General features: G+C 71.4%; 25 protein-coding genes. 16 read left to right on the forward strand and 9 right to left on the reverse strand.

Annotated features, from left to right (window positions below; genetic code table 11):
* Positions 1–67 precede the first annotated feature (67 nt).
* Positions 68–832 (forward strand): VOC family protein, encoded by a 765-nt coding sequence (locus ACN20J_RS07785; protein ID WP_419665581.1) that lies wholly within the window; start codon positions 68–70, stop codon positions 830–832.
* 73 nt (positions 833–905) lie between these two features.
* Here the strand turns inward: ACN20J_RS07785 and ACN20J_RS07790 are convergent, their stop codons facing one another.
* Both ACN20J_RS07790 and ACN20J_RS07795 read right to left on the reverse strand, forming a co-directional pair.
* Positions 906–1,481 (reverse strand): MarR family winged helix-turn-helix transcriptional regulator, encoded by a 576-nt coding sequence (locus ACN20J_RS07790; protein ID WP_190228728.1) that lies wholly within the window; start codon positions 1,479–1,481, stop codon positions 906–908.
* Positions 1,478–3,172, reverse strand: coding sequence for an FUSC family protein (locus ACN20J_RS07795; protein WP_419665582.1), 1,695 nt, complete (start codon positions 3,170–3,172; stop codon positions 1,478–1,480). Before ACN20J_RS07795 ends, ACN20J_RS07790 begins: the two co-directional genes overlap by 4 nt.
* Positions 3,173–3,332: 160 nt before the next feature.
* On the opposite strand from ACN20J_RS07795, the gene ACN20J_RS07800 reads away from it, so the two are divergent.
* The 5 genes from ACN20J_RS07800 (at position 3,333) to ACN20J_RS07820 (ending at position 6,930) form a co-directional block, all read left to right on the forward strand.
* A complete protein-coding gene (locus tag ACN20J_RS07800; RefSeq protein WP_189842222.1) occupies positions 3,333–3,896 on the forward strand; it encodes a DUF5134 domain-containing protein in 564 nt (187 codons plus the stop codon).
* A gap of 149 nt (positions 3,897–4,045) precedes the next feature.
* Entirely contained in the window at positions 4,046–4,978 is a 933-nt protein-coding gene (locus ACN20J_RS07805; RefSeq protein ID WP_359841627.1) for a M56 family metallopeptidase, read from the forward strand.
* Positions 4,979–5,044: 66 nt separating this feature from the next.
* Entirely contained in the window at positions 5,045–5,731 is a 687-nt protein-coding gene (locus tag ACN20J_RS07810; protein WP_189842224.1) for a phosphatase PAP2 family protein, read from the forward strand.
* A gap of 130 nt (positions 5,732–5,861) precedes the next feature.
* A complete protein-coding gene (locus ACN20J_RS07815; RefSeq protein ID WP_419665583.1) occupies positions 5,862–6,209 on the forward strand; it encodes a hypothetical protein in 348 nt (115 codons plus the stop codon).
* A 115-nt stretch (positions 6,210–6,324) separates the two neighbouring features.
* Positions 6,325–6,930 carry a YdcF family protein gene (locus ACN20J_RS07820; RefSeq protein ID WP_190228732.1) on the forward strand — a complete coding sequence of 202 codons (606 nt, stop codon included), beginning with the start codon at positions 6,325–6,327 and terminating at the stop codon, positions 6,928–6,930.
* Between the two features lie 119 nt (positions 6,931–7,049).
* Here ACN20J_RS07820 and ACN20J_RS07825 read toward each other — a convergent pair whose 3' ends face one another.
* A complete protein-coding gene (locus ACN20J_RS07825; protein WP_419665584.1) occupies positions 7,050–10,409 on the reverse strand; it encodes a S8 family serine peptidase in 3,360 nt (1,119 codons plus the stop codon).
* A gap of 233 nt (positions 10,410–10,642) precedes the next feature.
* Between ACN20J_RS07825 and ACN20J_RS07830 the strand changes: the two genes are divergently transcribed.
* Positions 10,643–11,335: an HAD family hydrolase gene (locus ACN20J_RS07830; RefSeq protein ID WP_419665585.1), complete on the forward strand. Its 693-nt coding sequence runs from the start codon at positions 10,643–10,645 to the stop codon at positions 11,333–11,335.
* Between the two features lie 16 nt (positions 11,336–11,351).
* Here the strand turns inward: ACN20J_RS07830 and ACN20J_RS07835 are convergent, their stop codons facing one another.
* Positions 11,352–11,597, reverse strand: a complete 246-nt coding sequence (locus ACN20J_RS07835; RefSeq protein ID WP_189842229.1) for a DUF2630 family protein — start codon at positions 11,595–11,597, stop codon at positions 11,352–11,354.
* Positions 11,598–11,850: 253 nt separating this feature from the next.
* Between ACN20J_RS07835 and ACN20J_RS07840 the strand changes: the two genes are divergently transcribed.
* Entirely contained in the window at positions 11,851–12,567 is a 717-nt protein-coding gene (locus tag ACN20J_RS07840) for a TetR/AcrR family transcriptional regulator (RefSeq protein ID WP_189842230.1), read from the forward strand.
* Between the two features lie 86 nt (positions 12,568–12,653).
* Here ACN20J_RS07840 and ACN20J_RS07845 read toward each other — a convergent pair whose 3' ends face one another.
* Entirely contained in the window at positions 12,654–14,156 is a 1,503-nt protein-coding gene (locus ACN20J_RS07845) for an LVIVD repeat-containing protein (protein WP_189842231.1), read from the reverse strand.
* Between the two features lie 193 nt (positions 14,157–14,349).
* Between ACN20J_RS07845 and ACN20J_RS07850 the strand changes: the two genes are divergently transcribed.
* Positions 14,350–15,003: a DUF305 domain-containing protein gene (locus ACN20J_RS07850; RefSeq protein ID WP_190228735.1), complete on the forward strand. Its 654-nt coding sequence runs from the start codon at positions 14,350–14,352 to the stop codon at positions 15,001–15,003.
* A 42-nt stretch (positions 15,004–15,045) separates the two neighbouring features.
* Here ACN20J_RS07850 and ACN20J_RS07855 read toward each other — a convergent pair whose 3' ends face one another.
* The gene (locus ACN20J_RS07855; protein ID WP_419665586.1) at positions 15,046–15,531 is read right to left on the reverse strand and encodes a DUF6214 family protein; all 486 of its coding nucleotides are present in this window, start codon (positions 15,529–15,531) and stop codon (positions 15,046–15,048) included.
* A gap of 225 nt (positions 15,532–15,756) precedes the next feature.
* Here ACN20J_RS07855 and ACN20J_RS07860 point away from each other — a divergent pair, with 225 nt between their 5' ends.
* Together ACN20J_RS07860 and ACN20J_RS07865 are read left to right on the forward strand one after the other, a co-directional pair.
* A complete protein-coding gene (locus ACN20J_RS07860; RefSeq protein ID WP_419665587.1) occupies positions 15,757–17,109 on the forward strand; it encodes an FAD-dependent oxidoreductase in 1,353 nt (450 codons plus the stop codon).
* Positions 17,110–17,300: 191 nt separating this feature from the next.
* Positions 17,301–18,704 (forward strand): nucleobase:cation symporter-2 family protein, encoded by a 1,404-nt coding sequence (locus tag ACN20J_RS07865; protein WP_361889538.1) that lies wholly within the window; start codon positions 17,301–17,303, stop codon positions 18,702–18,704.
* Here ACN20J_RS07865 and ACN20J_RS07870 read toward each other — a convergent pair.
* On the reverse strand, positions 18,624–18,983 hold the full coding sequence (locus ACN20J_RS07870) for an ArsR/SmtB family transcription factor (RefSeq protein ID WP_189842236.1): 360 nt from the start codon (positions 18,981–18,983) through the stop codon (positions 18,624–18,626). The genes ACN20J_RS07865 and ACN20J_RS07870 overlap by 81 nt on opposite strands.
* Positions 18,984–19,133: 150 nt before the next feature.
* Here ACN20J_RS07870 and ACN20J_RS07875 point away from each other — a divergent pair, with 150 nt between their 5' ends.
* Positions 19,134–20,213, forward strand: coding sequence for an NADH:flavin oxidoreductase/NADH oxidase (locus ACN20J_RS07875; protein ID WP_419665588.1), 1,080 nt, complete (start codon positions 19,134–19,136; stop codon positions 20,211–20,213).
* Between the two features lie 102 nt (positions 20,214–20,315).
* Here the strand turns inward: ACN20J_RS07875 and ACN20J_RS07880 are convergent, their stop codons facing one another.
* Together ACN20J_RS07880 and ACN20J_RS07885 are read right to left on the reverse strand one after the other, a co-directional pair.
* On the reverse strand, positions 20,316–21,062 hold the full coding sequence (locus tag ACN20J_RS07880) for an SDR family oxidoreductase (RefSeq protein ID WP_189842238.1): 747 nt from the start codon (positions 21,060–21,062) through the stop codon (positions 20,316–20,318).
* Between the two features lie 404 nt (positions 21,063–21,466).
* The gene (locus ACN20J_RS07885) at positions 21,467–22,039 is read right to left on the reverse strand and encodes a hypothetical protein (protein ID WP_419665589.1); all 573 of its coding nucleotides are present in this window, start codon (positions 22,037–22,039) and stop codon (positions 21,467–21,469) included.
* A 201-nt stretch (positions 22,040–22,240) separates the two neighbouring features.
* On the opposite strand from ACN20J_RS07885, the gene ACN20J_RS07890 reads away from it, so the two are divergent.
* From ACN20J_RS07890 to ACN20J_RS07905, 4 genes are all read left to right on the forward strand, one after another.
* Positions 22,241–23,326 (forward strand): WD40/YVTN/BNR-like repeat-containing protein, encoded by a 1,086-nt coding sequence (locus ACN20J_RS07890; protein WP_190228743.1) that lies wholly within the window; start codon positions 22,241–22,243, stop codon positions 23,324–23,326.
* Positions 23,327–23,458: 132 nt separating this feature from the next.
* A complete protein-coding gene (locus ACN20J_RS07895; protein WP_055614099.1) occupies positions 23,459–24,136 on the forward strand; it encodes a uracil-DNA glycosylase in 678 nt (225 codons plus the stop codon).
* Between the two features lie 41 nt (positions 24,137–24,177).
* Positions 24,178–25,185 carry an N-acetylglucosamine kinase gene (locus ACN20J_RS07900; protein WP_419665590.1) on the forward strand — a complete coding sequence of 336 codons (1,008 nt, stop codon included), beginning with the start codon at positions 24,178–24,180 and terminating at the stop codon, positions 25,183–25,185.
* 119 nt (positions 25,186–25,304) lie between these two features.
* The gene (locus tag ACN20J_RS07905) at positions 25,305–26,228 is read left to right on the forward strand and encodes a sirohydrochlorin chelatase (RefSeq protein WP_190228745.1); all 924 of its coding nucleotides are present in this window, start codon (positions 25,305–25,307) and stop codon (positions 26,226–26,228) included.
* The last annotated feature ends 36 nt before the right edge of the window (positions 26,229–26,264 follow it).

Raw genomic sequence — 26,264 nt, forward strand, 5'->3', positions numbered from 1 at the left:
CGTGCCAGGAGGAGCTCGTCGCGCTCCTGACGTGCTCAAAGTCGGAAAGCCGGAAAGAAGGTCGGCCATGAAACTGGACAAGCCGGTGCCCGGCGGGCCCTGCTGGACCGAGCTGGGGACCAGTGACCTGGAGGCGGCCAAGCGGTTCTACGCCGATGTCTTCGGCTGGCGTCCGGAGACGGATCCGCGCGCGGAGGCGGGCGGCTACACGCTCGCGCACCTCGGCGACGCGGCGGTGGCCGCCCTGACCCCGCTGTTCCAGGAGTCGCAGCCGGTCGCCTGGAACGTGTCGTTCGCGGTGCCCGACGTGGACACCACCGTGCGGGCGGTACAGGACGCGGGCGGCTCGGTCGTCCTGGAGCCGATGGACGTCTTCGACCTGGGCCGTTTCGCGGTGGTGGCCGACCCGGGCGGCGCGGTGTTCCAGCTCTGGCAGGCGCGCTCCTTCGCCGGTGCCGGGCTGTTCAACGCCCCCGGCGCACTCGGCTGGGTCGAGCTGATGACGCGTACCCCCGGCCTGGTCACGGCCTTCTACACAACGGTGTTCGGCTGGACCGTCAACGCCTCGGAGCACTACACGCAGTGGGGCATCGACGGCGCCGACTTCGGCGGCATGGTGGAGATGGGCGACAAGTTCCCCCACGAGGTGCCCTCGCACTGGCTGCCGTACTTCGCCGTCGAGGACCTGGAGGCCACCGCAGAGGCGAGTACGCAGGCGGGCGGCGGTGTCCTCATGGAGCCCACGGCGGTCCCCGAGGGCCCGCGTATCGCGGTGCTCCGGGACCCGCAGGGCGCGGTGTTCGGCATCTACCGGGCGGCCGACGAGGGCTAGGGAGCCGGACGAGGGACAGGGCGCCGGCGGGAGTCGGAAGCGATCGGGGCTCGACGCCGTCGGCGGTGGGACGTCAGCCGCGCGGGGTGCGCAGCCTGCCCTCCAGCTGGACCAGCAACTCGCCCAGCAGCGCGGCGAGTTCCCGCTGCTCGGCGCCGTCGACCCCGGACAGCACCGCGGTCTCGTACGAGAGCTGCTCGGGCAGGATGGAGTCGACGAGGTCGCGTCCGGCGTCGGTGAGGCGCACATGGGCGACGCGTCGGTCGCGGGTGTCGCCCCGGCGCTCGACCAGGCCGCGCTCGGTCAGCTGCTTGAGCCGCTTGGTGACGGCGGCGCCGGAGGAGAAGGTCTCGCGGGCCAGCTCGCCGGGGGTCAGTTCGAGGCCGGTGCGGCGCAGGGCGCCGAGGAGGTCGAACTCGGGCCGGGTGAGGCCCGCGTGCCGCAGGGGCGCGTCCTCGGCCTGCTGGAGGAGCGCGGCACAGCGGTTGATACGGCCGATGATCTCCATGGGGCCGGTGTCGAGGCCGGGGTGGACCGTCTGCCACTGCCGTACCACCGCGGCGAGGGTGTCTCCCGCGGCCGTCCTCCCGGCCGCCCCTCCATGGACCGCGCCCCCTCCGCCCGCCGTCCGCCCGTTCGCTGCCGTCATGCCCGTTTTCCCTCCAGAACGTGCAGTCCCTGCCGTCGTACCGCAGTCGCGAGCGTACGGTGTCCGGTGCGCTCGGCCAGCAGCACCCGCTCCGTCGGCACGGCGCGCTGCCACCACTCGCCCGCGGCCGCGTCTGCCGTGGCGCGCAGTTCGACGAGCGCCGAGGCCAGCCCGCGGCGGGCCGCCTCCAGGGCGCCGGGGCCGGGTCGCTCGGCGGCGATCAGTCGCGCGGTGTGCTCGCGGGCGCGTTCCACCGTGTCGAGGGCGTTCTCGATGCGGTCTCCGGCCCGCCGGTTGGTGACCACGACCGCCGCGGCGAAGCCGACCAGCGCGCCGACGACCGTGTCCACGATCCGGTCCGTCATCAGCTCGCCGGGCCGCTGGAAGCCCGTGAACTCGGTGATCAGCAGCGCCATCGGGGTCACGCAGATGCTGCCGAGCCAGTAGTTGCGGCTGATCAGGGCCTCCGCGCCGAAGTTGAAGGCGAGGCAGCACAGGACGAGGGCGGCGGGGCCCAGGTGGGCGAGCGGGGCGACGGCCGCGAAGAGGAGGACGCCGACGAGGTTGCCGACGACGCGCTGCACTCCGCGGCTCCAGGTCAGCGTGATGTTCGCTTGGTAGAGCGAGGCGGCGGTGACGATGGCCCAGTACGGGCGGCCGACGCCGAGCGCGAGCGACACATAACCGGCGAGGGCACAGCCGAGCGCGGTGCGCATGGCGAGGGGCAGGAGCGGGCCGAGCCTGTCGGCCAACGGGCGCCTGCCTACGGCCCGTTCGGCGTCCACGCCGAGGAGTTCGTCGGCCGCCGACGCCGACTCCACGCTCGGCACGGGGCCCGTTCCGCGCAGGTCGCGCGCCCAGGAGCGCAGCCGCCCGGCGTCCGTGTCGGCGGGTGCGGCGAGCGCGATCTCGGCCCGTACTACGAGCCGTTCGAGGGCGCGCCGGGGCTCCGATCGGGCGCCGGTGGCGAACAGCGACTGCCAGGCGGCGTGCACGGCGGCGGCCCCGGCCGCCCTGGCGCGGTCGCGTCCGGCGGAAGCTGTGGCCGACGTCTCCGCGGACTCGGCGGCGGAAGCGGACGTCTCGACGAACATCTCGGCGTACGCGGCTGCCGCGTTCAGGGCTCGCGCGGTGGCCCGGCGCTCCGGCCCGTGCGGTCGTACGAGGCCGGGGGCCATGCCGACGAGCCACGCCCAGGCGCCCGCCGCGGCGGCGAGGGCGAGATGGCCGGGGACCTGGCCGAGCGTCTGCGGGGCGAAGAGGGAGGCCGAGCTGATGAAGGCGAAGATCACCGGTCCGGGCGGGCCGATGCGGGTCGCGTCGCACAGCGCCTTCTGGGCGGCGGCGAGCAGCGCGCCGACGGCGACGAGGACCACGGCGGAGGACGTGAGCGACGCCGTGACCAGGGCGACCGCTACCGAGGCGAGCATGCCGAGCACGACCCAGGCGAGGGCCCGGGCGCGGGCCGCGTACGGCAGGTTGTGGGCGTAGAGCGCGCAGAGCGACCCGGCCATCGTGTACATCGCGAGGTCCAGCCGGCCGAGCGCCAGCAGCGTCAGGTTCGGCACGCCGACCGCGACGACCACGCTCAGCGCGGGCTTGAACCAGATGTCGGAGGGGCGGCCGACGCGCAGGACTCCGGCGAGGGGCAGTCGGCGTGCGGGGGTGGGGCTGAGTGCGGCACTGCTCATGGCAATAAGGTTAGCAGGTGTTTTACTCGTGAAAGATACTGAAGGATGACCGCACTCCCGCACGCTCCCCCGTGTACACCCTTGCGCTCGCTTGCGCTCCGCCCTGTCCGGGCATCTCTTCGAGCGGACTGTTCGACACCGTCGAGCGGGGAGGTGCGCGGTGCACGGTCCTGCGTCACCCGGCTGGCTGCTCGTCGCGTTGTGCGCGGCGACCGGGGCCTACTGTCTGCTGCGGATGCGCAGCAGGGTCGAGGAGCAGCGCCGCACCGCGGGCGGTGAGGCGCTGATGGGGTTCGGGATGGCCGCGATGGCCGTGCCCGCGGCGGCGCTCGCGCCTCCGCGCTGGGCCTGGGTCGCCTACGCGGCGGTGTTCGGGGCCGCCGCGCTGCGCGCCCTGTGGGCGGCGCGGAGCAGCGCCCACCATCTGCACCATCTGGTGGGCGCGTTCGCGATGGCCTACATGGCGGCGGTGATGGCGAGCGGGGCTCACGCCGGGGTTCCCGCACTGACGGGGGTGCTCCTCGCCTACTTCACCGCGTATGTGCTGTGGACCGGCACACGGCTGATGCCGGTCGCCGTCACGGGACCTGAACCCGGGGCTTGGCCCGGACCAGGATCCGGAGGGGGTGTCCATGCCGCCGGGTGGGGCGACCGGCTGGAGCTGGCGCGGGCGTGCCGCCTCTCGATGGGCATCGGGATGCTGGCCATGCTTCTCACACTCTGAACCGGCACTTCTCACGTTCCGGACCGGCGCATCTCGCGCTCCGAACGGGCATCTCCCGGGCCCCGGGCCCGCTTTACGAAACCGTGGTGTACGTCACTTGCCTCGGCAGCCCGTATCCGTCGGCGGTGCCCCGCTCATAGGCTGCAGCCATGATGGTCCCCGCGGCACTGCTGCTGCTCGGCGCCCTGGCCGCCGTCCTCGCTCCGCGGCTGCTCGCCCGGACGGACTGGCAGGACCGCGAACCAGTGGTCGCCCTGTGGGTGTGGCAGTGCGTGGTGATGGCCATTCTGCTGTGCTGCGCCCTGTCGATGACGCTCAGTGCGGCGGGCGCCTGGCAGGCCGTCCGCGGTCATGTCTTCGCCCCCGCCCCGCATGCGGTCGTGGAGAGCTACGCGCTCGCCGGGGGTCCCTGGGCCGCGACGACCGCGGTGGCACTCGCGCTCGGCGGTGTCTGGAGCGCCGCGATGCTGGCCCGCGAGATCACCCGGGCCAGGACCCGGCGCCGCCGTCGGCGGGCCGAACTCCTCGTACGTGCCCCGGCGTTGCCAGGCGAGGAGCCCGGCAGCGATCGACTGGTCGTCCTTGAGGGCGAGCGTCCCGACGCCTGGTGGCTGCCGGGGGCGGCGCCCCAACTGGTCATCACCACGGCCGCGTTGCGCCGCCTCAAGGGACGGCAATTGGACGCGGTGCTCGCCCACGAGCAGGGCCACGCGCAGGCCCGGCACGACTGGCTGCTGCACTCCTCGGCCGCGCTGGCCAACGGCTTTCCGCAGGTCCCGGTGTTCGCGGCGTTCCGCGACGAGATGCACCGGCTGGTCGAACTCGCCGCGGACGACATGGCCTCGCGCCGCTTCGGCCGGCTGACGACCGCCCTCGCGCTGGTCGAACTCAACGAGGACCGGGGCGTGTTCGGCCCCTGCCCCACGCCGCAGGCCCATGTTCCGCAGCGCGTCCACCGGCTGCTCACTCCCCCGGACCGCCTCCCGCCCGCCCGTCGGCTGCGGCTCACGGCGACCGCCGCGCTGGTGCCGGTGATCCCGGTCCTGGTGACCTTCGTGCCGGGTCTGCGGGCGCTCGGTTAGCCGTCTCGCGGTGCCTCAGGGACCCCGGGTTCGCCTTCGACCCCACCGGTCGGCGAGGATCGGGGTATGCACTCCCCACCCGTCGACTCGCCGCCCCACGCTCCTGGTCCCGGGATCGCCGTACGTGTAGCGGCGGCTGTCGCCCTTCCGTCCGTACTGTTGCTCGTCCTGGTCGCGATGTCCTGGGACCCGCTCATCGCCCTCGACGGCGACATCGCCCGCACCACCCACCGCTGGGCGGTCGACGACCCCGACACGACACAGACGTTCCGCATCCTCACCGACTGGGTGTGGGACCCCTGGACGATGCGTGCCGTGTGCGCCGTCGCCGTGCTCTGGCTGGTCCTGCACCACTCGGCATGGTGGCTCGCACTGTGGCTGACGGCCACATGTGTGCTCGGCACACTCCTCCAGCAGGGGCTCAAGGCGGCCGTCGACCGGAAGCGCCCGGTCTGGCCCGACCCCGTGGACTCCGCCCACTTCGCGGCCTACCCCTCCGGCCACGCCATGACGGCCACGGTCGTGTGCGGGCTGATGCTGTGGCTCCTGCATCTGTACGGCGCCGGACGCGTCCTGTGGCGTATCGCGCTCACCCTCTCCGTCGTGTCCGTCCTCGGTGTCGGCCTCACCCGTATCTGGCTCGGCGTGCACTGGTCGACCGATGTGCTCGGCGGCTGGCTGCTCGGCGTGCTGGCGGTGGCGCTCGCGGTGGCGTCGTACACGAGGTTCCAGGGGACCGCCGAGCTGCGCTGACAGCGGCGTCGCCCCGTCCTGCGGCCTCCACTTGCGGACGAAACTGTTCAGCCCCACCGGCCCCAGAACCGTGCATACGATCGAACACGGCTTCGGGAGACACCCGGCAGAGCCGCGTAGAGGGGGCAACTTGTCCAGCATTTCGAGACGTTCGCTGCTGGGGTACTCGGGGACCACCGCGGCGGGCGCGGTCATCGGTGCCGCCGGGTCCGCGCAGGCGGCCGAGCCCGATGCAGCGACCGCGGCCGAGTCGTCGTCGGCCGACTTTCCGAGCGGCACCAAGTTCAGTGCCGACTACAGCATCGGCCCCATCGACGCGTACATGACGCTGACCTTCAGCGTCTCGGTAATGGACACGCCGACGGAGAACGTCATCACCCCGATCGAGATCGCGAACCTGCTCAACGAGCTTGCCGAGTCCCACGGTTGGCCGGCCGCCACCTTCTACGGCACCCGGGCTCCGGCCCCACTGACCTGAACCACCCCACGGCGGCCGGGGGTTGGACGGAATCGCCGGTGACGGGGACGTCCGCGTCGTCTGCGGCGCGGCCGGTTCCGTCCCGGCCGATGCCGAGGTGCCCTAGAGTCGCCGGATGCGGCGACGGACAGGACTGGCGATGGCTGGGGTTGCGGCTCTGGCCTGGGGCGAGTGGTTGAACTGGCGCTGGTCCCGAACTCTCGTGGGGAACAGCGAGGGCCCCGCCGAAGCCGTGGTCGTACTGGGTTTCCAAAACCCCCAGGCGACGGCGAACGTCATCAACCGATGGCGGGTCCGAGCCGGCATTCGCTCCATCGCCACCGACAGCGCGCACGGCACCCGCGTGATCTTCAGTGGTGGCGCGCCCAGCGGTGGCGCTTCGGAGGCCAGGTTGATGGCCGACTACGCGAAGTCGGTGCTCGGGTTCGACGGCACGGTGCTCCTCGAGGACCGGAGCACGACGACATGGGAGAACATCACGAACGTGATCCCACTGCTTGAGAACGTCGACCACATCAAGATCGCCTCGCAGCCGGCCCACGCGCTCAAGGCCCGGGCGTACCTGCGGCGGCAGCGCCCTGATCTCGCGGAGAAACTGGTGCGTGCGGATGACTACCGGCCTGGCGAGTGGGTGCTCGTCAAACCGCTGTTTGCCGCGTACGGACTCTGGGCGCTCCGCGGTCTCCGTCTCAAGGCCGACGAACGGAAGATCTCGCCGTAGACGGCAACCACGGACAGCAGCCGTAGCCAGCAACTGGCTCCGGCCTGGTGCCCGCAGGTGCGGGGACCAGGCCGGAGGGTTCAGCGGTGCCGGGCAACGGTCACCGTCGTGGGGTCACTTCACGGGGCGAGCCGATAGGCGTTGGTGATCGTCTCGCGCATGGTGTTGCCGCCCTTGTCCTTCAGGTCCACCCGGAAGGACACGGCCTTGGCGGTCGCCGGGTGCTTGACGGTCACCGAGCGCGCCCCCTTCGCATCGGTCGTCACGGTGAGCGGCTTCCAGGTCCGGCCGCCGTCGTAGGAGACGTTCACGGTCAGCGCGGCGACCTGCCCGGCCGTGGCGGCGGCGCCGCTCAGCTTCAGCGGCACCGTGAGCGTGCTCCCTGCCGGAGCCGTCCCGCTCAGGCTCAGCTTCGGCGCGAGCCGCACCGTCGACAGCGGCAGCCTGGCCGTGGGCTGCGACGTCGGCAGGGCCGAGGTGAACGTCCACACCCCTGTCACCTTGGTACTGGTGGAGGTGTCCTCGGCGGAGCGGCTCGCCTCGACCGTCAGGCGGTACGCGGCGGAGGCGGCGGGGACCTCGGTGGTCATCCATTCCGTGGGCGGGCCCTCTTCGAGGATCCGCCCGCCGGATTCCAGCCGGGTGAAGCCGCTGGTGACGACGGAGGACCCCGGGTTGCCGCTGCCGTCGTTGAACAGCGGGATCCTGGCGCTGAGGTAGTCGCCGGTCCGCTCGGCGCCCTGCAACTCCGGGCTCCCGGCCGCGAGATCGGGTCCTGCCACACCGGTGTTGAACTTCAGCGTGTGGCTGGAGCCCGGCTTGTAGGCCACCCATTCCTTCGTGTGGACGATGCGCTCCTCGCCACCGGCGTTGAGCTGCGCGGCCTTCCAGGACCAGCGCACACCTTCCGCGCTGAGGTAGTGCGTGGTGGTCCGCGGCAGGTTCTGCTCCTGCGGGTCCTGTATGCCGACGCTGATCCCGCGCTCGTCCAGCGGCGTGATGTGGACCAGGCCCTTGGCCCCGGTGACGGAGGCGCCGAAGCCGAGCTTCACCTCGGCGACCTCCGCCCGGGTCACGGTGCGGTTCAGGCCGGTGAAGAAGCTGCCCTCGCGGTTGAAGGCGAGCCGGTAGTCGACGTTCTTGCCGGCCGCGCCGGGCACCTGCCACACCCCGTTGAACTGGGCCCGCATCGCGTCGGAGGCCGGTCCGAGGGCGGCGGTGCGCATCGCCGGCACGCCGTTGCTGGACCAGGTGTTGGACACGCCCGCGGCCTCGTCGTCGTACCCGACGATGGAGGTGACGAGCTTCGCGGCCGGATCGGGGGCCTTCACCGCGAACGGCTTGGCCTCGCGCGCGTCGAGGGTGACCGCGGTGTCCGCGCCGACGTTCAGCACGGGCTGGACGAAGAAGCCCACCTCGTTGTCCTCGGCGAAGACCAGGCTCTCCAGCTGGTAGGAACCCTTGGGCAGCCGCTGGACCACGGTGCCGTCCTCGCTGAAGGGGAGCTCCCTGCGATCGCCGAGCCCGCCCATGGGGGTGATGATCGTCGCGTAGGTGGCCGGGTTCGCCCCGGCGGAGTCGATGTGCCGCACCGTGACGTCGTACGACTCCACCTCCCGTTCGACGATGAGAGCGGTGCGTACCTCCTGGCCGTCGCCCGACGCCAGCACGGTGCCGCCGAAGACGCCGTCGACGGTGCCCTCTCGCGTGTCGGCGGTGACGGTGGTCTCCGCGGTGCCGCCGGCCGGAACGGTGAGCTGGGCGTCCTTGACGGTGAACATGCCGGCCGCGGCGGGGTCGCCCGCCGGGCCGGTCCCGGAGGCACTCAACCGCAGGGTGACCGGCTGGGTGCCGAAGTTGCGGTAGGTGATGGTCTTGGAGGCCGGCTCGTCGTCGGTGTGCGGCCAGGAGTGCGTGCCGAAGTCGACGGAGCCCGACTCGGCGACGACCAGGCTCGTGGCGGCGCGCGCCAGGTCCACGCGGCCGGCGCCCTGCTGGTGGACGTTCAGCAGCGGGCTGGGCTCGGCCGAACCGGTCAGCAGCGCTTTGAGCCGGGCTCCGCTCCAGTCCGGGTGCTGCTGGAGCACCAGGGCGGCGGCGCCCGCGACGTGCGGGGCGGCCATCGACGTACCGGAGTTCGAAACGTAGTCCTCGCTCGGGGGGACCGAGCTCTGCGTGCTCAGGGCGGCGGTGATGTCCACCCCGGGCCCTGTGATGTCCGGCTTGGGCGTGCCGTCGAGGTTCGGGCCGCGGCTGGAGAAGTTGGCGAGCTGGTCCTCCTTGTCCACGGCGCCGACGGTGAGCGCCTCGGGGGCGCTGCCGGGCGACCAGAGCGTGCGGGGCCCGTCGCCCGAGTTGCCCGCGGCCACCACGAACAGGGCCTTGTCCGAGAGCTGGGCGATGGCCTCCTCCTTCGGGTCGACACCCGGGGAGTCGAGGGAGCCCAGACTCAGGTTGACGACCTTCGCGCCCTGGTCGACGGCCCACTGCATGCCGGCGATGACGGTCGAGCTGTCCCCGTTGCCGTCGTCGTCCAGGACCTTCCCGTCCAGCAGCCGGGCGTCGGGCGCCACGCCCTTGTAGCGGCCACCGGACTTCGCACCGCTCCCGGCGACGATGGAGGCCACGTGCGTACCGTGCCCGTAGCGGTCCTCGGAATCGGGCGAACTGGAGAAGTTCTTCTGCGCGATCTCGACGCCCGCGAGGTCCTGGTGGGTCTGGTCCACGCCCGTGTCCAGGACCGCCACCTTGACGCCCTTGCCGGTGTAGCCCGACTTCCACATGACCGGCGCACCGATCTGCGGCACGCTCTCGGCCAGGGAAGCCTTGACCTTCGCGTCCAGCCAGACATGGGCGATGGGCCGCGCGAGCGCGGCGGTACCACGTGCCGTACGGGCCTCGGAGCGGCCTGTGACGGCCGCCCACAGCGCCGGGGCACCGGCCTTGGGCGCCTTGAAGGCCTCGCCGTCGACCGCGGGCAGCGCACGGCGTTCGCGGACGGCCACGCCCGCGAACGGGTCGTCGGCTGCGGCCCTTGCCTTGGCCCCGTCCTGCCGGTAACTGACGATCAGCGGCAGTGTGGTGCGGTGTGCGTCGTCGTACTTGTCCTTGACCAACTGCGCGACATCGAAGAGCCGCCGGTCGAGCACGCCGTCGGCGACCGGCCGCAGGGCGTCCTGCGGGACGACGTACGTGTGGCCGGCCTCGCGCCGCACGGAGAAGCCGATGTCCTCGCGGCCCTTGCCGCGCTTGAGCCGAACCACCCGGCCGTCGGCGCCGACGTCCACGCGGTCGCCGGTGATCAGCGTGACGGTCGCCGGAGGCTTCGCATTCGCCTTCGCCGGGGCCTTCGTCCCGTCCTGCGCGGCGGAGCCGACGGCTTGCGCCGGCTGGCCGCCTGCCGATACCACCCCCGTGACCAGCGCCCCTGCCACCGCGGCGGCCAGTGCCGCCGTTCTCGCGCGTGCTGTGAATCCCACTCGCGTTCCCCCGCCCTCGTGTGCATGCCAACGCGTTCTCCGTTATCACGCACGGAGATCACGTTCGGTTCTCGGCAGTACTCGCGAATCGGTGGAGGGGCACCAGGTACGGCTGCCTGCGGCCATCCGGCCGCAACTCCCCGAACCTCAACGGGAGTTCAGTGCTCGATCGGATGCCGGGCTTGGAGCGGTCATGTGTCAGGTGGCACCGCACACGGGCTAAAGTCCCGCGCATGGCTGCCGTGTTGTTCGACTTCTCCGGAACCCTCTGCCGAATCGAATCCAGCGAGTCCTGGCTGCGCGCGGTCCTGGCCGACTCTCAAGTGTCCTTGTCCGAGCCGGAGTTGATCCGGGCGGCGAAGGAACTGGAGGCCGTGGGTGCGCAGCCCGGCGGAGCTCACCCGTCAGCGCCGGTACCGGCCGACGTGGCCCCCATCTGGGGCATCCGCGACCAGAGTTCCGAGCTGCACCGGTCGGCGTACACCGGTGTCTCCCGTCAGGTGACGCTCCCCGATCCGGACCTGCACGACAGGCTGTACGACCGCCATATGGCGCCGGCCGCCTGGCGCCCGTACCCCGACACCGCCGAGGTGCTGGGCGCGCTGCGCGAGCGCGGTGTCGCCGTCGGCGTGGTCAGCAACATCGGCTGGGACCTGCGGCCGGTGTTCAGGGAGCACGGCCTCGACCCGTACATCGACGCGTACGTGCTGTCGTACGAGCACGGCATCCAGAAGCCGGACCCAAGGCTGTTCGCGACCGCCTGCGACGCGCTCGGGGCCGATCCGCGGGACACCCTGATGGTCGGCGACGACCGGCGCGCGGACGGCGGAGCCTCGGCCCTGGGCTGCGGGGTGCACTTCGTCGACCACCTGCCGGTCGCGGAGCGCCCGGACGGGCTGCGGCCGGTACTGGACCTGGCGGGCTGACCGCCGGGCGGGTCGGTCAGCTCTGGTAGCCCTCGACCTGCGACGACGGACGGACGTGTGCCTCGTCCGGGTTCTCGCCGAACTCGGACTTCGCGCGCCGCTGGCGCAGCAGGTCCCAGCACTGGTCGAGCTCGCGCTCCAGCTGTCCGAGCCGCTCGTGTTCGGTCGCGTTGTCGATCTGCCCGGACGCGACGGCGTCACGGAGCCTGCGTTCGTCGTCGACCATCGCCGTGATCCTGGCCAGGATCTGCTCTTGATCCATGTCCTACGCCTCCTCGGCACTCCAGCCCACTGTAAGGAGCGGGCAGCGGCTCGGCGACAGCTGCTGGTCAGGCCCGGACGGCCGTGCGGGACGGCACGCAGGCGGCGCGCAAGCGGCAGTACCTCCCGTCCGCCCGGGACGATCCCCCGCGTCGCCCCGAGCGGACGGCAGTCCGGAGAAGATCCCTGACGGGGTCGCTCCGGATGCGCTGAGTATAGTTGGCTGGCAGCCAGTCAACGCAGGAGTACATAGGATGTCCCCTCGCAGCCCCTCGGTCAATGAAGAGTTGCGGCGGCGTTCCCGCGAGAGGCTTCTGCAGGCGGCCCTGGAGCTGGTCAGCGAGCGTGGGTACGAGGCCACGACCTTGGGCGACATAGCGGACCGGGCGGGCTCGGCCCGCGGCCTGGTCTCGTACTACTTCCCGGGCAAGCGCCAGCTCGTACAGTCGGCGGTGCACCGGCTGATGCACCGCACGCTGGAGGAGGCGCTGGAGCGCGAGCCGCGTACGGAGGACGGTCGGGAGCGCATGGCGCGGGCCATCGACGCCGTCCTGGGCCTGGCCCGCGATCACCCCATGCTGATGCGCCAGCACATGGCGGGCATCCTTCAGGCCGAGGGGTTCATGCAGTGCCCGGAGCAGCAGCGCCTGGCGGAACTGCTCAGCGACACCATGGCCCGCTACGGCTCGGCGGACGCCGCCACCGACTACCCGATGCTGCGCGCGCTCCTGATGGGTTCGGTGTACGCGGCACTGGTGCCCGGGGTCCCGATGCCGCTCCGGACGCTGCGGGCCGAGTTGTTCCGGCGCTACCGGCTCGACTGGGAGCGGGGTGCCCCGCCGGGCGCCGAGGCACCCGACGGGACCTGCCACGAGGACCTCTCACGGTTCTTCGCTCCCGACAGCCGCGAACAGGGCCGTGAGCACAACCGCGAGACGAACGAGACCGACCGGCCCGGCCGACCGGAGTAGTCCGGCCGACCGACCGACGGAAACGGTCGGGTCGGCCGGAGCCGGTCCGGTCGGCCGGAACTGGCCGATCAGCCGAAACAGTCCGGTCAGTCGAAGTAGTCCGGCTGGGTCTGGACGTTCAGCTCACGCAGCCGCAGCCACTTCGCCGGGTCCGTACGACGGTCGTTGATCTTCAGAACGTCGAAGCCCTTGGCGATGTCGTTCGAGTAGATGTAACCGTTGTAGTAGTACGCGGACCAGGAGCCACCGGTGACCATGGTCGTGGTGCTCAGCGGACCGCGCTCGAAGTAGGCGATCTCCTTGGGCTTCGAGGAGTTGGTGAAGTCCCAGACGGAGACGCCGCCCTGGTACCAGGCCTGGACCATGATGTCCTTGCCCTTGACCGGGATCAGCGAGCCGTTGTGGGCCACGCAGTTCTCGGTGTCGGCCTGGTGGCGCGGGATCTTGAAGTAGCTCTTGAAGACGAGCTTGCGCTTGTCGCCCTTGCCGACGATGTCGTAGATGCCGTCGGCACCGCGGTTCGGACCGGTGGCCTCGTTGCAGGTGGCCGCGCCGCCGCCGCCCAGCTCGTCGGTGAAGACGACCTTGTTGGCCTTCTGGTTGAAGCTCGCCGAGTGCCAGAACGCGAAGTTCACGTTGTCCTGGACCTGGTCGATGATCTTCGGGTTCTCCGGGTCCTTGATGGAGAACAGGATGCCGTCGCCCATGCAGGCGCCCGCCGCGAGGTCCTTGGAGGGCAGCACGGTGATGTCGTGGCAGCCGGTGGTCTTGGAGACGCCCGGGTTGGTGGGCCCGCCCGGGTTGCCGCCGCCGTCAGGTCCCGAACCGGGGAACAGGACGGGGAAGTTGACGATCTTCGCCTTCTGCGGGGCCTTGCGCGGCACCTTGATGACCGAGATGCCGTCGTGCGGCGGCTGGCAGTCGGGGAAGGAGGCGCTGGGCGAGTACGAGGAGACGTAGACGTAGACGTTCTTGCGCTCCGGCACCAGCGTGTGGGTGTGCGAACCGCAGGCGGTCTCGACGGCCGCGACGTACTTCGGGTTCTTCTTGTCGCTGATGTCGAAGACCTTCATGCCCTCCCAGGAGGACTTCTCGGTCGCGGGCTGCGTGGTGCTGTTGCAGGAGTTGTCGCTGCGCGAGGAGTCCGTGGAGAGGAAGAGCAGGTCGCCGGAGACGGTGATGTCGTTCTGCGAGCCCGGGCAGAGCACCTGGGAGACCGTCTTCGGGGACTTCGGGTTGCTGATGTCGAAGATGCGGAAGCCGTCGTAGTTGCCGGCGAACGCGTACTTGCCCTGGAAGGCCAGGTCCGAATTGGTGCCCGCCAGCGTGTCCTTGGGGATGTTGGCGAGGTGCTCGATGTTGTCCGAGTGGACGATCTCGTCCTGCCCGGGTATCTCGCCGTTCGCTATCGCGGCCCGGGCCTCGGCCGCCGCGCTCTTGGAGACCTTCTCCGACGCGGCCGGCGAGTCCCCGGGGTCAGGGGTCGCGACCGCCGGACCGGCCGTGAGCAGCGCGGCCAGGAGGCCCGCCGCGGTGGCGGCAACTCCCAGACGTCTGCGCCGCGTTCGGTGATTGTTCAACAGGGTCACTGCGTCCTCCCTTGTAGCCGTTCGCAGTCGAACGGTTCAGGTTCACCCGAAGTATCGTCTTCATCATGCACAGATCAACAGGCGGCAACGCATTCGTAATGAATGTTTTTGATCAATCACGTTCAGCAGCGTGCTAAGACGGTCATCAACACTCACGAGGTGGTTGTTGTCCCGGGTGACTCAGGAGGTCGCTGTGCCCTTTGGCCGTACGTCCCTGTTCCGCGTCGCGATCGCGGCGTCCGCCGTCCTCGCGCTCGGGGGCTGCACGGGTTCGGACGACGAGACCCCGTCCAAGTCCGCGGCGGGTACGGGCCCTTCGGTCATCGCCCCCGGCAAGCCGGGCGAGGCCGCCCAGACGCTCTCCGCCGAGGACGCGGCGAAGCACCGGGCCGAGGACGACTCCCCCAACACCGCCGACCGCGATTACGCGCGCATGATGATCGAGCATCACACGCAGGCGCTGGAGATGACGGAACTCGCCCCGAAGCACGCCGAGTCGACCCGGGTGAAGGGGCTGGCCGACCGGATCACGGCCGCTCAGCGACCCGAGATCGACGCCATGAAGGCCTGGTTGAAGAACCACGGCGGCGCCGGGAAGAGCGAGTCCCACGACCACGAGGCGATGCCGGGCATGGCGACCGAGGCGCAGCTGAAGAAGTTGCGGGCCGCGCAGGGCAAGGCGTTCGACGAGCTCTTCCTGAAGCTGATGATCACCCATCACGACGGGGCCGTCACCATGGCCACCGACGTGAAGGCCCAGGGCAACAACCTTCAGATCGAGGAGATGGCCGACGACGTGATCGCCCAGCAGACGGCCGAGATCAGCCGGATGCGCGAGATGTCCTGACGGCACCGGCGACCCGGACAACCCTGACGGCCTCGGACCCGGTCAGCGACGGACGTGACGCGGCGTCAGCAGACCCGCGTCCCGCGCTCCGGCGATCAGCCTGAGCGCGCGTCGGCGACTGTGTCCGGTCGCGGACATCACCGCGAGCACCGGGTCCCGGCCCGCGCCCTGAGCCGCCAGATACTCCCCGGCGACGAAGCGCCGGCCCTCGATGCCGCGCGGCCGGGCGGGGCGTGCGTGCCGCTTGTCCGACGATCCGTCGGCGGACGCGGCGTCCACCGGTTCCGCCGCTCCCCCGCACGCCTCCAGGAGCGGGCCCTCGATCCAGTCCGGGAGAACCGCCAGGTCGTCGAGCGAGAGCGCAGGCCGGGCCCGTACGTCCTCGACGGAGACGGATCCGTCGCACACCACGGCGAGCATGTCGACCTGGGCGCCGTCGTCGAAGGACAGCCGGACGTTGCACCACATCGTGGCGGTGTCGCGCTCCTGCCCGTGCTCCCGCACTTCCCAGGCGGGCCAGACGGACACTTCACCATCCGGCGCATATCGATCAAAAAGATTAAGAAAGGATGCTTCCAGCACATACTCAACGTAACCTCATGATCACATTCACTGCGAATAGGCACGCATACGTTCCCGGCGGGGCACCCCGTCGGCGCAGCACCGTGCGCGGCCCCTCCCCGGGCGCGCCGTGCGGTGCGATGCTGGAAGCACCAGCGATCTCCTCGTTCTCCTCGGGGAAGGGGCTCAGCCGTGCTGCAGGTCGCCGTCGTCGGCTCGGGACCGAGTGGGGTATACACCGCGCAGGGTCTCGTCCAGCAGGGCCAGGTGCCGGAAGTCAGGGTGGACGTCCTGGACCGGCTGCCGTGCCCGTACGGACTGGTGCGCTACGGCGTGGCACCCGACCACGAGAAGATCAAGTCGTTGCAGAACAATCTGCGTACGGTCCTGGAGCACGAGCGGGTGCGGTTCCTCGGCGGTGTCCTGGTCGGCCCGGACGGGCTGCCGGCCGCCCGGCTGCGGGAGCTGTATCACGCGGTCGTGTACTGCGTGGGCGCCGCCACCGACCGGCATCTCGGGGTGCCCGGCGAGGAGCTGCCGGGCAGTTGGTCGGCGACCGAGTTCGTGTCCTGGTACAGCGCGCATCCGGACTCCCTGTCCGACGGTTTCGTGGTCGGCGCGCGGGCGGCGGTCGTCATCGGCGTCGGCAACGTGGCGGTGGACGTGACCCGGATGCTGGCCCGCGGCGCCGCGGAGCTGAGCCCCACCGACATGCCCCAGGCGGCGCTCGCCGCACTGGCCGACAGCCGGGTGCGGGAGATCCAGATGGTGGGCCGACGCGGCCCGTCGCAGGCCCGCTTCACCACCAAGGAACTGCGCGAACTGGGCGGCCTGCCGGACACCGAAGTGGTCGTGGATCCCGCGGAGTTGGCGCTCGACCCGGCGTACGCCGACCCCTCCGCGCTGCCCGCCGCACAGCGCCGCAACGTCGAGGTGCTGCGCGGCTGGGCCGAGCAGCCACGCCCTTCCGGCAGCCGACGGATCCGGCTCCGCTTCTTCCTCCGCCCGGTCGAACTCCTCCCGGACGGGGGCCGCGTGGGCGCCGTCCGCTTCGAACGGACCCTCCCGGACGGCCGGGGCGGCGTGACGGGGACGGGCCAATTCGAGGACATCGAGGCCCAGTTGGTCCTGCGCTCGGTCGGCTACCGCGGAGTGCCGCTGGAGGGCCTCCCCTTCGACACGGGCCTCGGCACCGTCCCCCACCTCGCGGGCCGCGTCCTGCGCGACGGCTCGGTCTCCCCCGGCGAGTACGTGGCCGGCTGGATCAAACGCGGCCCCACAGGCGTCATCGGCACCAACCGCCCCTGCGCAAAGGAAACGGTGACCTCACTCCTGGAGGACGCACCCACGCTCGCGCGCCGCGATGTGCTGCCCGATCCGCTGGCCGCACTGAGGGCGGCGGGCCTGCATCCGGTCGAGTGGGAGGGCTGGCAGGCAATCGAGCGGGCGGAGGCAGCCTTGGGCGCCTCCCTGGGCAGGCACGTGGTCAAACTCCCGGACTGGCAGTCACTGCTGGAAGCGGCCCAGGCACAGGGCACCCCGTAAGGGACGCGGGGCTGGGACATATACGGCTCCGCCGCATCGGCGCGACCAGCCACACACAACCCGCGGATAGCCACCCGCACCTCGGGGCATGACACCTGCCGGCAACAGACCGGAAATCAACAAACTGTGTAATCCGCATACGGTCTCAGGCAGTCCCCACTCCCCACGTCCCCGCCGCTCCTGGAGTGCCCATGGCAACCCCAACCCCCGCCCCCGCACGTCAAGTGCACCCCGTGGACGAAGTCCCGCCCGTCCGCCACCTCGCCGCCTTCGGCCTGCAGCACGTCCTCGCGATGTACGCGGGCGCGGTCGCGGTCCCCCTGATCGTCGGCAGCGCGATGAAGCTGTCGCCGGCGGACATGGCGTACCTGATCACCGCCGACCTGCTGCTGTGCGGCATCGCGACGCTCATCCAGTGCGTCGGCTTCTGGCGCTTCGGCGTGCGGCTGCCGATCATGCAGGGCTGCACCTTCGCGGCCGTGTCGCCGATGGTCCTGATCGGTACGGGCGGCGGCGGACTGCCCGCGATCTACGGGTCGGTGATCGTCGCCGGGCTGGCGATCATCCTGCTGGCGCCGGTCTTCGGGAAGCTGCTGCGGTTCTTCCCGCCGCTCGTCACGGGCACGGTGATCCTGATCATCGGGCTCTCGCTGCTGCCGGTGGCGGGCAACTGGGCGGCCGGCGGAGTGGGTTCACCGGACTTCGGCGAACCGAAGAACCTCGCGCTGGCGGCCTTCGTCCTGGCGGTCGTGCTCGCCGTGCAGCGGTTCGCGCCGGTCTTCCTGAGCCGGATCGCCGTGCTGCTCGGTATCGCGGTGGGTCTCGCGGTCGCCGTGCCGTTCGGGTTCACGGACTTCGACGGGGTCGGGGACGCGGACTGGCTCGGCATCAGCACGCCGTTCCACTTCGGCGCCCCCACCTTCGAGGCGTCGGCGATCGCTTCGATGCTGGTCGTGGCGCTGGTGACGATGACGGAGACGACCGGTGACTTCATCGCGGTCGGCGAGATGACCGACCGGAAGATCGAGCCCCGCTCACTCGCCGACGGCCTGCGCGCGGACGGCCTGTCCACGGTCCTCGGCGGTGTCTTCAACACGTTCCCGTACACGGCGTACGCGCAGAACGTCGGCCTCGTCGGCATGACAAGGGTCCGCAGCCGCTGGGTCGTCGCCACCGCCGGTGGCATCCTCGTCCTGCTCGGCCTGCTGCCCAAGCTGGGCGCGGTGGTCGCGGCCATACCGGCTCCGGTGCTCGGCGGCGCGGGCCTGGTCATGTTCGGCACGGTCGCCGCGAGCGGGCTGCGGACGCTCGCCCAGGTCGACTTCAAGGGCAACAACAACCTGACGGTGGTGGCCGTTTCGGTCGCCATCGGGATGCTGCCGGTCGGCGTGCCGACGGTGTACGCGAAGTTCCCCGACTGGTTCCAGACGGTGATGAACAGCGGTATCAGCGCGGGCTGCCTCACCGCGATCGTGCTGAACCTGCTCTTCAACCACCTTCCCTCGAAGGGCGGTTCAGCCGCTCCCGAGGCGGACGGCCTGGCGAGCGGCGGCAGCCAGGACGCTGTCGAGAAGCCCCGGGAAGAGATCGTCTAGGGCGTCGCGCCGCAGTCCGTTCATCTTGGCGGTGCCCCGGTAGATCTGCCGGATCACGCCCGCCTCGCGGAGCACCCGGAAGTGGTGCGTGGTGGTGGACTTGGTGACGGGCAGGTCGAAGCGCGAACAGGAGAGCTCGCCGCCGTCGGCGGCGAGCTCTCGCACGACCAGGAGCCGCATCGGGTCGGAGAGCGCGTGCAGCACGGCTTCCAGCCGGATCTCCGTGCGCTCGGGGTGCGGGAGATCGCGGCTGCTGCTGGCGGGGGCGGCGGTCGTCACGGCGGCTCCAGTCCGTCGGGGCCGGAAATCTGGGGTCTGAGGTCTCCGGAGAACTTCATTGTACGAGAGGTCTCGTAGTTTGACATCCGCCGTACTACGATGCCTATCGTACGAGTCGTAACCCGGCCCCGTCACGAATTGGAGTCCGCCGTGAGCGCGCTCTTCGAGCCCTACACCCTGCGCGATCTGACCGTCCCGAACCGGGTCTGGATGCCGCCGATGTGCCAGTACTCGGCCGTGCCGGAGGGCCCCGAGACGGGCGCCCCGAACGACTGGCACTTCGCGCACTACGCGGCGCGCGCCGCCGGCGGGACGGGCCTGATCATCGTCGAGGCCACCGCGGTCAGCCCCGAGGGGCGGATCTCGCCGTACGACCTGGGCATCTGGAACGACACCCAGGTCGAGGCGTTCCGGCGGATCACGCGGTTCCTGGTCTCCCAGGGCACGGTTCCCGCGATCCAGCTCGGGCACGGCGGCCGCAAGGCTTCGACCGACCGTCCCTGGAAGGGTGGCGCGCCCGTCGGCCCGGACGCGTACGGCTGGCAGCCGCTCGGACCGAGCCCGGTCGCCTTCGACGAGAACCACCCCGTGCCGACCGAGCTGACGGTGGACGGGATCCGGGAGATCGTCGGCCAGTTCGCCGACGCCGCGCGGCGGGCGCTGGACGCCGGCTTCGAGGTCGCCGAGATCCACGGCGCGCACGGCTACCTGGTCGGTGAGTTCCTCTCCCCGCACTCCAACCGGCGCACGGACGCGTACGGCGGCTCGTACGAGAACCGCGTGCGCTTCGCCCTCGAAGTCGTGGACGCCGTGCGCGAGGTGTGGCCGGACGGCAAGCCGCTGTTCTTCCGTATCTCGGCCACCGACTGGCTGGAGGAGAACGGCTGGACGGCCGACGACACGGTCCGTTTCGCCGCCGAACTGACCGCCCACGGCGTGGACCTGCTCGACGTCTCCACGGGCGGCAACGCGTCCGGCGTACGCATCCCCGTCGGGCCCGGCTACCAGGTGCCCTTCGCCGCGCGCGTCAAGGACGAGACATCGATGGCCGTCGCGGCCGTCGGTCTCATCACCGATGTCGAGCAGGCCGAGAAGATCGTCGCCAACGGTGAGGCGGACGCCGTCCTGCTCGGCCGGGAGCTGCTGCGCAACCCCTCGTGGGCCCGGCACGCGGCCCGCGAACTCGGGGGCGATGTGCACGTGCCGGACCAGTACCACCGCTCGGTCTGACGGGCCCCGCCTCGAGCGGGACCCGCCTCTGACTCGAGTCGCCTCTTATACGAGTTGCCTCTTACGCGAGTTGCCTCTTACGCGAGTTGCTTCCGGCGCGGGCTACTTCTGGCGGTCGAGCCAGTCCGTGAAACTCGTGCCGGCAAAGTGGGCGTCGGGGCCGGGCAGCAGCTCGCGCCCCTGGGGGTGCGCGCCGAAGTAGCCGACGGACTCGTCGGTGACGACCTCGCGCGGGTCCTTCTCGGCCGCCAGGCCCGTGCGGACGAACTCGTCGAGGTGGAGCTCCTCGGGGCCCGCCACCTCGGTGGTGCCGTTCAGCGGAGCCGCCTCGGCGGCCAGGGCGACCGCCGCGACCACGTCGTCGGAGGCGAGCGGCTGGAGGAGCGAGGAGGGCAGCCGGACCGTGTCGCCCTCGGTGGATCCGGCCGCGATGCCCTTCACGAACTCGAAGAACTGGGTGGCGCGGACGATGGTGTACGGGATTCCGGAGCCCTTGATCAGCTCCTCCTGGGCGACCTTGGCGCGCATATAGCCCGAGTCGGGCAGCCGTTCGCTCCCCACGATCGACAGCGCGACGTGGTGTCCCACGCCCGCCGCGGCCTCGGCCGCGACGAGGTTGCCCGTGGACGTACGGAAGAACTCCAGCACCGCGCTGTCCTCGAAGGACGGCGAGTTGGACACGTCGACCACGACCGAGGCGCCCTTGAACGCCTCGTCGAGGCCCTCGCCCGTGATGCTGTTGACGCCGGTGTTCGGGGAGGCGGGCAGAACCTCGTGGCCGTCCGCCCTGAGCCTTTCCACCAGCTTCGACCCGATGAGCCCAGTGCCGCCGATGACTACGATCTTCATGGTGCAACCCTTCCGGTTTCGTCCGACGGAATCGGACCTGCTGACCATGTGGACCGGACAGGGTTCGGGTTTGTGACGGCCGCGGCCTTCTTCCTTGCGCGGCCGGGCTCTTCTCCTGGTGCCGCCCGGATCTCCTCCCAGCGCGCCGCCTCCTACGGAGTGCCCCGAGGACCCGACAAGCGACCGGACTTACGGGTCGCTTCGAGCAGCCGCCGGTGCTCGCCCGCGTTCCACCGTGTCCACCGGCTCCCGCCACTCGGCGGCCAGGTCTCGGCGCGCCCGGCTGACCAGTTGCCGGGCGTTGGCCTGCCCCGTTTCGAGGACGGCCGCGATCTGCTCGTACGGGTGGTCGAAACGCCTCGCGGAGGGCGTAGGCCGCTCGTTCCGTCGGGGTCGGCTTCAGCTCAGCCGGTCTTCCAGCCCCACTGGGGACCGACCCGCTCCCACTCCGTGTCCCACTGGTCCATGCGCCGCCGCTCCAGACGGCCGCGGACCATCCGCCCGCCTGCGAAGGGCACGGCCGCGGCGCTCACTCCGATCAGGATGCCGATCATCGCCGCCCGCAGACCGGCCTGGGCCTCCGTCGCGGGCCTGGTGACGAGGAGGCCGTCGGGGTCGGTCCACACGGTGACCGGGGTGCCGGCCGTGCTGCCGGGGTCTACCCGGGTCTGACCCTCGTGGGCCGAACCGTCGGGCGCGGTCCAGCGGACCTTCGCCCACACCCGCTCCACGCCGGCTTCCCTGGTGCCGGGCGCTCGCTCGGTGAGCAGTGCGGGTACGGGCCGCCACTCGACGCGCTCCCTGTCGAGGGTGCGCTCGACCGACTGTGCCGCCGCCAGACCCGCGACCATCCCGGCGAGCATGACGAGCAGCCAGGTGACGAGCACGGCCCAGGCCTCCACCCTGTCGCTGCGGCGCCGCAGCGGATTGGGCCACCAACGCCACAGCAACGCCCTCGGACCTCGTAACGCCGCCATCGCGGGCCCTCCTCATCAGCAGCAGACCGACGCCCTCCCATACGAACGCCGCCGCCCTGTTGCTCAGGAGACGTACCCCACATCGGAGGCACCGCCGAAGAAACGTTCTGACCTGCGCAAATGTCGCGTCCGGGGGTGACTGTCAGTGCCGGGGTGCAAACTGGCCGATATCTGAGACAACGACGTCCGGAGGTGGCCGGCATGGCCGAGGTACTGCTCACGGTAGGCACACGCAAGGGACTGTTCATCGGGCGGCGGCGCGGCGGCGCCTGGGAGTTCGACGACAGTCCGTATTTCAACGCTCAAGCGGTCTATTCGGTCGCGATCGACACCCGTGGTGACGTGCCGCGGCTCCTCGTGGGCGGCGACAGCGCGCACTGGGGCCCGTCCGTGTTCCACTCCGACGACCTGGGCCGCACCTGGACGGAGCCGGCCAAGGCCGCCGTCAAGTTCCCCCAGGACACGGGCGCTTCGCTGGAGCGCGTGTGGCAGCTGCACCCGGCGGCGGCCGAACCGGACGTGGTGTACGCGGGCACGGAACCGGCGGCGCTGTACCGCTCGACGGACCGCGGCGAGTCCTTCGAGCTCGTCCGTCCCCTCTGGGAGCACCCCACCCGCTCGAAGTGGGTGCCCGGCGGCGGTGGAGAGGGCCTCCACACCGTCCTCACCGACACCCGCGACCCGCGCGCGGTGACGGTCGCCGTCTCCACGGCCGGTGTCTTCCGCACGAAGGACGGCGGGGAGAGCTGGCAGCCGTCCAACTCCGGTGTCGAGGCGGTGTTCCTGCCGGATCCGAACCCGGAGTTCGGCCAGTGCGTCCACAAGATCGCGCAGGATCCGAAGAAACCGGACCGCCTCTATCTGCAGAACCACTGGGGCGTGTATCGCAGCGACGACGCCGGGGCGCAGTGGACGGACATCGGCGAGGGCCTGCCCTCCACGTTCGGCTTCGCCGCGGCAGCCCATCCGCATCGCGGTGACACCGCCTATGTCTTTCCGATCAACGCCGACTCGGACCGGGTTCCCGCGGACCACCGATGCCGTGTCTTCCGCACGGCGGACGCGGGCAGGAGCTGGGAGCCGCTCTCGGCGGGGCTGCCGCAGGAGGACCACTACGGCACGGTGCTGCGCGACGCCATGTGCACGGACGACGCGGACCCGGCGGGCGTGTACTTCGGCAATCGCAACGGCGAGGTGTTCGCGTCGGCGGACGACGGGGACAGCTGGCAGCAGTTGGCGTCCCATCTGCCGGACGTCCTCTGCGTACGGGCCGCGGTGATCGATTGAGCCCCCGGACCGAGCCGGGCCGCGCCACCGTCCCGGACCCCAACACCCGCCGCTGTCACCGCACATACCACCCGTGGCCGGGCGGCGACCACCGGTTGATCAACCATGCGCGTACGGCAGTAGGGTGACGCCGTGGCACCACGACCTCTGCATGAAATCGTCGAACAGGGCTGGGCGAAAGCCCTCGAACCCGTGGCCGGACGCATCGCCGAGATGGGGGACTTCCTGCGCGCAGAGATCGCCGCCGGACGCACCTATCTACCGGCGGGCCCGAACGTGCTCCGCGCCTTCCAGCAACCCTTCGACGACGTCCGGGTCCTCATCGTCGGCCAGGACCCCTATCCGACCCCGGGACACGCGGTGGGACTGTCGTTCTCGGTCGCGCCCGAGGTGCGTCCGCTGCCCGGCAGTCTCATCAACATCTACCGGGAGCTGACCACCGACCTGGGCCTGCCCCCGCCGACGAACGGCGATCTGACTCCCTGGACACAGCAGGGCGTGCTGTTGCTCAACAAGGCGCTGACCACGGCCCCGCGCAAGCCGGCCGCCCACCGCGGCAAGGGCTGGGAAGAGGTCACCGAGCAGGCGATACGGGCACTGGCCGCGCGGGGGCGTCCGCTGGTGTCGATCCTGTGGGGGCGCGACGCCCGCAATCTCCGGCCGCTGCTGGGCGATCTGCCGTCGGTGGAGTCCTCGCATCCGTCACCGATGTCGGCGGACCGCGGCTTCTTCGGTTCGCGTCCGTTCAGCCGGGCCAACGACCTGCTGACCCGCCAGGGCGGCGCTCCCGTGGACTGGCGGCTGCCGTGACCCTTCCCGGCGGGACGTCGGGGGTGGCGGGGGTACCGGGCATGTCGGGTGTACTGGCTGTGGATTCCGGGGGTTCGGGGCTGCGGGTCGTCCTGGCCGTCGACGGCGGCCCGGTCACGGCTCCGCTGGCCTCCAGGGAGCCGGTGCGCACCGGCCCTCGCGGCATCGACGCCGGGCATCTCCTCGAACAACTGCTGCCGATGGCCCGGCGGTTGACGGCCGAGACCGGGGTCGAGGGGCTCCGGGCGATCGCGATCGGCGCCGCCGGTCTCACCACCCTGGGCGATTCGCTGCGCGCCGATCTGCCGTCGGCGCTGGCCCGCGAACTCGGCGTGCGGAGGCTCGCGCTGGTCGCCGACGCCGTCACCGCGTACACGGGTGCGCTGGGGCAGCGGGTGGGCGCGGTCGTCGCGGGCGGCACGGGGATGATCGCGATCGGCACGGATCTGAAGAGCTGGCGCAGGGCGGACGGCTGGGGCCATCTGCTCGGCGACTGCGGCAGCGGCGCCTGGATCGGGCGCGCCGGACTCGAAGCGGCCCTGCGCGCCGACGACGGACGGCCCGGCGGCTCGGCCGCGCTCCTCGGCCGCGCCGAGGAGATGTTCGGCTCGGCCTCGGCCCTGCCGGGACAGCTCTACCCGCGCTCGGACCGCCCCGCCGTGCTGGCGTCCTTCGCACCCGAGGTGGCCGCCTGCGCCGGCGACGACCCGGTGGCGGCGGACATCCTGGCCGCCGCCGCCCGGCACATCGCCGACTCGGCAGCCGCGGTCTGCCCGGACGAGGCACCCGGAGAAATCCAGGTCGCTCTCACGGGTGGTCTCTTCAAGATGGGCGACCCCCTCCTCGAACCGTTGCGGGCCGCCCTGGCGCAGCGACTGCCCTACGCCCGGCAGGTCCCGGCGGCGGGCGACCCGCTCGACGGCGCCGTACGCATCGCCGTCGACCTGGCGGACGACCGGCTGACGCTGCCGCGCGACGAGAGCATGCTGTACGTCGTGGCGGACGCCGCGGGGCCCCCGGGCTCCCACCGGCCGACGCACACCCCGTGATCGGTGGACAGCCAGTGAGATCAATCCGTACGTAACTCATCAGACAAAACCGGACGGATACCGCTCACCTGCACCCTCCCCGAACAGGGGAGCCCAGGAAACCAGTAACATTCGGCGCCATGAGCTCCCCCACTGGGCCCGCGTCCGGCCTGCCAGTACGAATGCCGCGACCCCGCCAGCCCGGCCGGCACCGCCGACCGGAACCGTTGGCGGCTCCCGAAGGCGCGCCCGCGCTCGTCCTCGCGGTGCCGGGCCTGCCCAGCGCCGCCACCCGCAGCCTCGCCGAGGAGGTCGTGAGCATCGCGCGCTCCGAGCTTCCCGGCCTCGACGGGCGGATCGGGTACCTCGACGGGGACGACTCGGAGTTCCCCACGCTCCAGTCCGTACTCGCGCACGCCTCCGAGGAGCGCGTGGCGCGCTTCGAGCAGGCCCGCGCCGCCGGTGTGGACGTGGTGGAGCCCGACGGCCCGGTCGCCGTGGTCGTGCCGCTGCTCGCCGGTCCGGACGGCGCGCTGCTGCGCCGGGTCCGCCAGGCCGTCATGGACAGCCGCGTGGCGGCCGAGCTGACCGATGTGCTCGGCCCGCACCCGCTGCTCGCCGAGGGGCTGCACGTGCGGCTGTCCGAGGCCGGTCTGGCCCGCGCCGACCGCGCCCGGCTGTTCACCGTGGCCACAGCCGCGGACGGCATCATCCTGGCGTCCGTGGGCGGCGACGAGGCCGTGCAGGCGGCCGGGATCACCGGCATGCTGCTCGCCGCGCGGCTCGCCGTGCCCGTGATGGCGGCGGCGCTCGACGTGGACGGCGCGATCGCGGCCACCGCCGAGCAGCTGCGTTCCTCGGGCTCGCAGCAGCTGGCGCTCGCCCCGTACCTGATCGGTCCCGAGCTCGACGCGGGTCTGCTGGACGCCGCCGCGAAGGAGGCGGGCTGCTCCGCCGCCGAGGCGCTGGGCCCGTACCCGGCGATCGGCAAGCTGGCGCTCGCGAAGTACACCTCGGCGCTGGGCATCGCGCCCCCGCAGCCGCAGGGCGCGCCGGTCCGCTGACGCGGACCGCGGTCGCACACGCGCAAACCCCGAAGG

This window comes from Streptomyces sp. 2-1 (assembly GCF_048564895.1).
In the GTDB taxonomy this organism is placed as follows: Bacteria; Actinomycetota; Actinomycetes; order Streptomycetales; family Streptomycetaceae; genus Streptomyces; species Streptomyces phaeochromogenes.